This is a genomic window from Roseomonas sp. GC11 (assembly GCF_024437745.1).
In the GTDB taxonomy this organism is placed as follows: Bacteria; Pseudomonadota; Alphaproteobacteria; order Acetobacterales; family Acetobacteraceae; genus Pseudoroseomonas.
This window is the reverse complement of record NZ_JANFNY010000126.1, coordinates 1-8,779: the sequence shown is the minus strand read 5'-3', so window position 1 is coordinate 8,779 and position 8,779 is coordinate 1. Positions and strand designations below refer to the sequence as shown.

9 protein-coding genes are annotated in these 8,779 nt (G+C 65.1%); 1 reads left to right on the top strand and 8 read right to left on the bottom strand.

Translation table 11 applies throughout. The features are described from left to right. Window positions 1-131: 131 nt before the first annotated feature. The 5 genes from NON00_RS23065 to NON00_RS23045 all read right to left on the bottom strand — a co-directional run bounded on the left by NON00_RS23065 (window position 132) and on the right by NON00_RS23045 (window position 5,210). Window positions 132-956: an SDR family oxidoreductase gene (locus NON00_RS23065; protein ID WP_256025135.1), complete on the bottom strand. Its 825-nt coding sequence runs from the start codon at window positions 954-956 to the stop codon at window positions 132-134. 12 nt (window positions 957-968) lie between these two features. Next, complete coding sequence (locus tag NON00_RS23060; protein ID WP_256025134.1) at window positions 969-1,991, bottom strand: zinc-dependent alcohol dehydrogenase family protein; 1,023 nt, start codon at window positions 1,989-1,991, stop codon at window positions 969-971. A gap of 40 nt (window positions 1,992-2,031) precedes the next feature. After that, window positions 2,032-2,757: a formylglycine-generating enzyme family protein gene (locus NON00_RS23055; RefSeq protein ID WP_256025133.1), complete on the bottom strand. Its 726-nt coding sequence runs from the start codon at window positions 2,755-2,757 to the stop codon at window positions 2,032-2,034. Between the two features lie 140 nt (window positions 2,758-2,897). Continuing rightward, on the bottom strand, window positions 2,898-3,713 hold the full coding sequence (locus tag NON00_RS23050) for an SDR family oxidoreductase (protein WP_256025132.1): 816 nt from the start codon (window positions 3,711-3,713) through the stop codon (window positions 2,898-2,900). Between the two features lie 87 nt (window positions 3,714-3,800). Beyond that, complete coding sequence (locus tag NON00_RS23045) at window positions 3,801-5,210, bottom strand: MFS transporter (protein ID WP_256025131.1); 1,410 nt, start codon at window positions 5,208-5,210, stop codon at window positions 3,801-3,803. Between the two features lie 154 nt (window positions 5,211-5,364). On the opposite strand from NON00_RS23045, the gene NON00_RS23040 reads away from it, so the two are divergent. Beyond that, the gene (locus NON00_RS23040) at window positions 5,365-6,258 is read left to right on the top strand and encodes a LysR family transcriptional regulator (protein ID WP_256025130.1); all 894 of its coding nucleotides are present in this window, start codon (window positions 5,365-5,367) and stop codon (window positions 6,256-6,258) included. On the opposite strand, the gene NON00_RS23035 is transcribed toward NON00_RS23040, so the two are convergent. The 3 genes from NON00_RS23035 to NON00_RS23025 form a co-directional block, all read right to left on the bottom strand. Beyond that, window positions 6,211-6,948: a DUF4405 domain-containing protein gene (locus NON00_RS23035; protein ID WP_256025129.1), complete on the bottom strand. Its 738-nt coding sequence runs from the start codon at window positions 6,946-6,948 to the stop codon at window positions 6,211-6,213. The two genes, NON00_RS23040 and NON00_RS23035, sit on opposite strands and share 48 nt — an antisense overlap. Then, a complete protein-coding gene (locus tag NON00_RS23030; protein WP_256025128.1) occupies window positions 6,945-7,427 on the bottom strand; it encodes a cytochrome P460 family protein in 483 nt (160 codons plus the stop codon). The genes NON00_RS23035 and NON00_RS23030 overlap by 4 nt, the downstream gene beginning before the upstream one ends. Window positions 7,428-7,508: 81 nt before the next feature. Further along, complete coding sequence (locus NON00_RS23025) at window positions 7,509-8,573, bottom strand: alpha/beta fold hydrolase (protein WP_256025127.1); 1,065 nt, start codon at window positions 8,571-8,573, stop codon at window positions 7,509-7,511. Window positions 8,574-8,779 lie beyond the last annotated feature (206 nt).

The following is an 8,779-nucleotide window of genomic DNA, read 5'->3' as shown; positions in this document are numbered from 1 at the left end:
CTTCACCTCGTCGCCTTCGCCTGCATCATGCTCAAACAGGCCGCTTTACTCGCCACAGGTCCATAACAGCCTCTAGATTCATAAATGGAGAGCGCCAGCGGTGATCGGCACCGCTGGCGCTCCGGCGTCCGTCAGCTCTTCTGCGCGTCGGGCCCGTAGAAGAAGTTGGCGGTCGCACCACCATCGATCAGGAAGTCGCTGCCGGTGATGAAGCCGCCCTCCGGCCCCATGATCAGCGCAGCGAGAGCCGCAACCTCATCGGGCGTACCAGCGCGGCCGGCCGGCATCTTCTTCAGCATGGCCTGGTAGAAGTCCGCACGCTCGCCATGCAACTCGTCATGCGCCAGCGGCGTGACGATGATGCCAGGGCTGATGGAGTTGACCCTTGCGCCGCGCTTGGCCCATTGGATCGCTTCGCCCCGCACCCTCAGCGAGTTGCAGCGCTTGGACATCTGGTAGGCGCGCAGCGTGTCCTTCACGCCCTTCACCCAGTCAAGCTCCAGCAGGGCTTCGGGGGAGGTGGTGGCCAGCATCGCATCCTGCTCGGCCGTGAGGGCCGGCATACGATAGCCGGACTGCGAAGAGATGACGACGCCAGCACCACCATCCGCCATGACCTTGCCGAACTCCTCCAGCACCACGGCCGTGCCGTAGAGGTCGACCTTGAGGATGGCCTCGATCGGTGCCTGGGACGGAGAGACGCCCGCTGCCTGCACCAACGCCTTCACCGGACCGAGCGACTGGGCCTTGGCCGCGACGGCCTGGACGGCGCTGCGGCTGGAGATGTCTGCCTGCATGGCCGTGGCCTCGAACCCGGCAAGCTCGAGCACCTTCGCCGCGGCTTCGGCGGATTCCTGTGTATGATTGGCCACCAGGATGTGCCGGCCGCTGCTGATGCGCCGCGCAATCGCCTGGCCGATGCCGCCCGCGCCGATGACAACCGTGATATCCGTCATGATCGCTGTTCCTTATGCTTCCACGCGCAGCATGGTCTTGATAGCGCGCCGTTCATCCATAGCCTTGTAGCCTTCGGCCACCTGCTCGATGGGAAGGATCTGGTCGAAGACCTTGCCCGGCTTGATCTTGCCCCTCAGCACGCGATCCATGAGGTCGGGCAGAAAGCGCCGTACCGGCGCGGGGCCACCCAGCATGCGCTGCTGCTTGAAGAACAGGTTCTGGCCATCGAGATTGACGCCATGCGGCACGCCGACATAGCCGATGCCGCCGCCGGGGCGGCAGCAGCCCATCGCCTGATGCATGGATTCCTCCATGCCGACGCATTCCAGCACGGATTCCGCGCCCACGCCCTTGGTCATCTCCATGATGCGCGCAATGCCGGCCTCGCCACGCTCCTCGACGATGTCGGTCGCCCCGAACTCGCGCGCCAGCTTCTGGCGGCTCGCATGGCGGCTCATCGCAATAATACGGCCGGCGCCCATCTGGCTGGCAGCCAGCACGCCCATGAGCCCCACCGCACCGTCGCCCACGACGACGACGGTGCTGCCTTCGCGCACCTGCGCGGCATCGGCCGCGAACCAGCCCGTGCCCAGCACGTCCGAGACAGCCAGCATGTGTGGGATCATCTCCGGATCCGGCATCTCCTCGGTCGCGACCAGCGTGCCATCGGCCAGCGCCACGCGGGCATAGGGCGCTTGCGCGCCTGCCATGAATTCACGATGCACGCAGGAGGATTGGAAGCCGAATTCGCAATGCGGGCAGGTATTGTCAGAGAGGCAGAAGCTGCCCACGACGAATTGGCCCGGCCGTACATTGCGCACCTCGGCGCCGACCTCAACGACGGTGCCGCAATATTCATGGCCCATATGCACCGGTCCATTCTGCGGCTGCAGGCCGCGATACGGCCAGAGGTCCGAGCCGCAGATGCAGGTGGCCGCGAGCTTGATGATGGCATCAGTGGGCTTCAGGATCTTGGGATCCTCGACCCGCTCATAGCGGACGTCGCGAGGGCCATGCATGACAGTGGCGTACATCGTTCTGCTCCTCAGTTGCTATCCCTGCGGGGATTGGCCATCACGCTGCATTGCGCACCAGACGGATGCCGATGCTGATGCCCCGGTAGTCGGGCACGTAGTCGCGCCGGGCGGCGCTGCGCCAGCCATCGCCAGTGTTGTGCCAGCTGCCGCCGCGAACCACCCGTCTTGTGCCGGTCTCTGGCCCCTGCGGATCGATGGTAGGGCTCCTGGCGTAATAGGCTTGGTCAAACCAATCCTGCACCCACTCCCAGACATTGCCGTGGACATCGTACAGGCCCCAGGCGTTCGGCAACTTCTGGCCGACAGGATGCGAACCGCCGGTGGCAAAATTTCCACCATACCACGCATAGCCGTCGAGGTCGGCCGTGTTGTCGCCAAAGGAGTAGCGCGTCTGGCTGCCGGCCCGCGCGGCATATTCCCACTCTGCCTCGGTCGGCAGTCGATAGGCTGGGCCGCCCTCCTTCTCGTTCAGCCGGGCAATGAACTCCTGGGCGTCATGCCAGGAGATATTCGCAGGATGGTCAGGCTTGGTAATCCGCGCGGCCATGCCCGGCAGGTTGTAATAGGGGTTGGATCTGTCGCGATCAAAAGGACTACTGCCGATCAGGGCGATCCATTGCGCCTGGGTCAGCTCGAACCTACCGATATAGAAGGGCCGGCTGATGGTGACCCGGTGCTGAGGCCGCTCCATGCTCGGCGCTTCCCGATCACTGTCCGGCGAGCCCATCAGGAAGTTTCCTGCGGGAATACGCAGGAACTCCATGCCCAGGCTGTTCGTGAAAGCGGATGGCGCGGTCTGGGCTTGCGCCGTCACGGCTGAGCCTGGGCTCGCTGATGCGAGGGCCATGGCGGTCACACCCAACATCGTATGGCGCCGACCCAGCGGCGCTGCTTGCCTGCCATTCATTGTACGGAACTCTTGTGAGCATCGGCCATCATGCGCACCGCATCAAGATCGGCGCGCACGTGCTGCGGCTCCTGCTCCAGCGGCTGGTTGGGCATATCCCGCACGCCGTCCAGCGAGCCGGCCACATCTGCATCGACTGCTGCGAACAATGCGTCGACATCATCTTGTGCTGGCCCCTTGGTGGCGACGAGCTCGAAGGTCTTCCGCAGCGCAGCCGCTGAGGTCAGGCTGCGGACCAGTATTTCGGCGATCTGGCGCCGTGACACAGCGCCATCGCTCGGGTTTCCGGCCTGCCGCCGGTCGCCTTGGAGGAGCACGAGGTGGTGCTGGTCAGCCGCATTGTAGTCGAACCAGCCGGGGCGCACGATCGTGTAAGGCAGGCCGCTGGCCCGCACCAGGCGTTCAGCGCGGCGCTTCCAGTCATGCGCCTCGGTTGAGCGGTTGTAGTCGCCATCACGATTGGTCACACCGATCGAGGTCATGAGCGCGATGCGCGCCAATCCCGGTCGCAGCGCCGCCAGCACGTTCCGCACGCCGCCGTAGTCGATCCTCTCAGCGCCCGCCTTACCGAGCCCATCCGATCCCAGGGTCAAGACGATGGCGTCCACCCCAGCGACGGCCTCGCGCAGCGTCTCGGGCTTGGTCACATCGCCCACCATGATTTGCGCGTCGGCCGGCAGGCGGTGGGCCTTGCGCGGGTCCCGCACCAGGGCACGGACGGCATGGCCCTGGGCGATAGCCTCCTCGACAGCCAGGGAGCCGATGCCGCCTGTGGCACCCACCACCAGAACGGTCTTGGGAGAGGTGCTCATCCTACCACCTCCCGCCGGGTGCCGCACGCGCCGATGACCACGACGTCCTTTTTCATGATGGTCTTCCTTCGATTGTTGTGCGGCGTGTCAGGGGCGGGGCGTGGCTGCGCGGTTGCGTCCCGCATTGGCATGCAGGATGAGGAGGGCGGCGCAGGCGGTAGAGAGCAGCAGCAGCACGCTCGCACCCGTCAGCGCCGCGCTCACCCCGGCGGCGATGGCGGCCGGCCCGGTCTGGCCGGCCTCGGCCGTGGCGGCGATGGCGGCCAGTAGCCCGAGCCCGAAGGCTGCGCCGAGCTGGTGCGCGACATTGACCACGCCCGACGCGGCGCCCGCTTCGGTGGCCGAGGTGCGCGCGATGCCGGAGGCGGTGAGCGGCCCGAAGCACAGGCCCTGACCGGCGCCGATCAACACCATCGGCAGCGCGACGCCAGTGAGATAGGCGCTGTCCAGCCCCGCCCGGCTGAGCCAGGCCATGCCGATGAAGGTCACCACCAGGCCGAGCACCAGCTGGCGCGGTGCGCTGAGCCATGCGGTCAGGCGCGGCCCGGCCAGGGCGACGGCGAAATTCACCAATGTCATCGGCATGAAGCCAAAGCCGGCCGCCAGCGCCGAGAAGCCCAGCACGCCTTGAAGGTACTGTGTCGAGAAGAAGAAAAAGGTGACCATGGCGCCGAGGAACAGGAAGCGCGCAAGATAGGCGCCGAGCCTTTCGCGATCGGTGAAGAGGCGCAGCGGCATGATGGGCTGCGGCGCGCGCGCCTCGTGCAGGGTGAAGAGCCCGATCAGAGCCAGCCCGCCCAGCATGGCGCCGAGGGTGAGCGGTGCCGTCCAGCCGGTCTCGGCCGTCTCGACCACGCCCCAGATGAGCGCGCCGAAGCCGAGCGTCGAGGCGAGCGCGCCGGGCACGTCGAGCTGGCCCGGCCGACGCTCGGTCTCGTGCAGGTAGCGGGCGCTGGCGAGCCAGAGCGCGAGGCCGACCGGCAGGTTCATCAGGAAGCCTACGCGCCAGGACAGCCAGTCGGCCAGGATGCCGCCCAGCACCAGGCCGAGGCTGGCGCCGATCCCGGCCATGGCGCCGTACCAGGACGTGGCGCGCTGGCGCGCCGGGCCTTCGGGGAAGTTGCTTGACAGCAGCGCCAAGGTCGAGGGCGCGAGGATCGCCGCCCCCACGCCCTGCGCGGCCCGCGCGGCGATCAGCCAGCCCGCGCTCTGCGCCGCGGCGATGGCGAGGGAGGCGAGCGCGAAGACCGCGAGGCCAAACTGGAACATGCGCCGGCGCCCGAGAATGTCGCCAGCCCGCGCACCCAGCAACAACAGGCCGCCGAAGCATAGCGTGTAGATGCTCTGCACCCAGGACAGCTGCGCCGTGCTGAAGGAGAGTGTCTCCATGATCCGGGGCAGGCCGGTGATGATGATCGAGACGTCGAGGATGATCATCAGATAGCTGACCAGGATGATGGCCAGGATGGCTCCGGGCTTGGCAGCCGGCGAAGGCACGGGGGAGGGCTGCCGCATGTCAGCGGGCGGCGCAGGTCGGGACTGATTCATCTCTTTATTCACGGTCACCATCGAAGATGGTGGCAATCTAGGCTTGCTGCATTCACCTGATTAGGCGCTATAAAGCGCATATCGACATAAGGTGAGCTACTGAATGAGGCAGGAGAACTTTAACGATCTCGCCGCCTTTACCCTGGTCGCGCGCGAATGCAGCTTCACCCGCGCGGCTGCCAAGATGGGCGTTTCGCAATCGGCGCTGAGCCAGACGGTTCGCGCGCTCGAAGAACGGCTGGGCGTGCGGCTGCTGACGCGCACGACGCGCAGTGTCGCACCTACCGAAGCCGGGCAGCGCCTGCTCGACACCATTGCGCCCAGTTTCGAGGAGATCACAGCAGCGCTCGCCTCGCTCAGCGAACTGCGCGAGAAGCCGGCCGGCATCATCCGCATCACCGCGGGCGAGCATCCGGCCATCTCGGTGCTGCAGCCCGCCCTCAAGCGCTTCCTGCTCGACTATCCCGACATCACCGTCGAGATCATCGTCGATTACGGCCTCACCAACATCGTGGCGGAGGGCTACGACGCCGGGGTGCGGATGGGCGAGCAGATCGCCAAGGACATGATCGCTGTCCCCATCGGGCCGGAGATGCGCATGGCGGTGGTCGGTTCGCCGGACTATTTCGCGCGCCATCCGGCGCCGCGCGACCCCACCGATTTGACGGAGCATCGCTGCATCAACATACGGTTGCCCACCTATGGTGGGTTGTTCCCGTGGGAGTTCGAGAAGGACGGGCACGAGGTGAAGGTTCGCTGCGAGGGCCAATTGGTTTTCAACAATCTGGGCTTGCGGATCGCATCGGCGCTGGATGGGCTGGGCCTGGCTTACCTGCCCGAGGACCAGGCCCTGCCGCACATCAACGAAGGATCGCTGCTTCGCGTGCTGGAGGATTGGTGCCCCTATTTCCCCGGGTACCACCTGTATTATCCCAGCCGCCGCCATGCCTCACCGGCCTTCAGCCTGGTGGTCGACACGCTGCGCCATCGGGGCTGAAGGCGCATCCTTCATCCGTAGCACCTTCGCGAGATGGTATGAGGCGGCGATGCACAAGCCGCTGACGGCCAGGCAATGGCCGAAGAACCCGGCTACGGATTCCTCGAAATTCCACCAGTCGAGCGAGACCTGCATGGAGAGTTTTGTGCCCAGGCCAAGCACGCTGAAGCTGTGGACGCCCTGCACGGCAATGGCCATGAGGGCGCAGCGCAGGGCCCAGCGTTGCATCGTACTGGCTGACCGCAGGCCCAGCCAGTGCCGTATCCTGGCCATGATGAGCGGCCATCTCAGCCCAAGATGGATCGAGACGATGATCATCGCCCAATAGGCGGCCAGCGTATGGATCTGCCGTATGGTGAAGCCGCCGAGCGAGGACATGAGGCCCGACAGCGCGTTGGAGATCAGAATGCTGGTCGCCAGCAGCGCCAGCATGGTGACCAGCAGCAAGGCCGTCACCAGCAGGTCAAACCTGCCGGCCGGCTTGCGGCCAGCCGCCCGGACCACACCATACCAGCGGCGATTGAAGACATTGTGCAGGATCACGAGCAGGAACATCGCCGTTCCCGCCACCTCGTGCGCGAGATTGCCGAGCCACCAGTAGGACAGGCCGAACAGCAGCAGGCCCGCCGCGAGCAGATCTATCATCAGCCGCGCGTCGATGCGGCCAGCCCGGCCGGATGCCTTGCTCACTCGACGGGCGTTCCGTTTAAGCGCGGGATACGGTAGGCGGTGAAGAGATAGTCGGCGCCGCGCTGGCTGTTGTGGCAGGACTGGCAGCGGGCCGTGTTCTCGTTGAGGTTGACTGATTTGTTGGCCCAGAACCACTGGAACTGCCAATCGCCCGTCCTCCGGCGTTCATCATAGTCGGCGCCGAAACCCTCGCTCTTCTCCATGACGAAGTAGCGGTAGAGTTGGCCGTCGCGATAATCGACCAGGACGAAGTGCGTGCCAACGGGAATGGGCTGGCGGTTCTTCACGGCCTCCAGCGCTGCGGGTGTGGTCATGATGTGCTCGGTCACGCTGCCGCGGCGAACGGTGGTGTAGTGCACCAGACCGTCGAGATCAGGAAACCGGACGCGGTTGATTTCAGCGCGCACGCTCCAGCCCAGCAGCGGCGTGATGGCGATCGCCAGCGCCGCGATGCAGGACCGATTCAACACCCTCTTCATGGCGGTCTCTCGTCTGGTTTGGGAAGGGAGCTTGTCGCTCTGCGCCTCCGCGAAGTGGTGGCGTCTCGGTCCCTGGAATGTTCAGTCGAGTTTCTTCTCGGCGATGAATGCCATCACCAGATCAGCGATCTGGACATTGTTCAGGTCCGAGAAAATGAAATGCGTATTGCCGCGGATGCCGATCTCAGGAAGATGCACCAGGCGAGCGTCGCCGCCACGCCGGTTGACCGCCTCGACCCAAAGCCGGGCCATCGCCAGGCGCACGCGCCAATTGTCCTCGCCGCGCCGATGGGTCGGCTCGGTGGGAATATTGTCGCCGTAGTAGATGACGATGGGGATTCGTGTCAGTTTCTCGAAATCCGCCTGTGATACCGTCGCGGGTTCCAGCGTGCCGGCTGCGCTCGGCATCGCCGCCGGCGCTTCGCCTTCGGGGAAGACGAAGCCGCTGCCGGGTTCGAAGGCGACAACCGCCCTGACCTTTGGGTTCCTGATCGCGGTGAGCCAGCCGGGACCGCCACCCTGGGAATGGGTGAAGAGGATACCTGGCCCGGTCCGGTCGAAGAGCGCCGACATCGCATCCGCAATCACCGCCGCATCGTAGGGGCCGGTATTGGGCGTGAGCGAGCGGAGGAACTGGTTCAGCGTCTCGGGGCTGCGATCGAAGGCGACACCGTCGAAATAGTGCGGCCAGATGCCGAACCGCATTTGGTCGAAGATCAGTTGGTCGTTGGGCGTCGGCTGGACCGTAGTGGCAAGGCTGCTATTGCCGGCGCGGCCGCGGCGCGGTTGATCGACGACATAGGTGGCAAAGCCTCGGCGCAGAAAGAGGGTTTGGAAACCCTCGCGGCCATCCGGCGTAGTTTCCCAGCTTCGCCCAGATTGGAAGGCGCCATGCAGCATGACGATGGGTAGCGGCCTTGCCGACTCCGGCCTCTGGTAGAAGGCGTAGAGATGGTCTGCGTGCAGGCTCTGGCCTGCGGAGGTCGGTGCGTTGTTGTCATAAGTGCCCGGCCGCGTGATGACCGAGCCGCCTACCGCGAAGCTCCCCTGATCCTGGATCGTCATTGGTTGTGCGAGGACGGCGGCAGGGACCAAAATGGCGGCGGCTGCCAGGAGCGGGAGGATGCGGGATTTCACAAGGCTCACGGCGATTGGTTCCCAGTTTCGCCACGAACATTACAGCCCTACCATTTATGCTATTAGCACCGGATTTTTGATTAATATTAGAAGTTTTTCTAATAAATTTTCCCCAGGGCAGCGGAGGTGGTGGAAATTCTAAGGCCTGTTAGAGCTTGAATGCTGTTCCCATGTTCTGGGCATGGTGGAGAGCAGCGACAATCAGGTTTTCACGG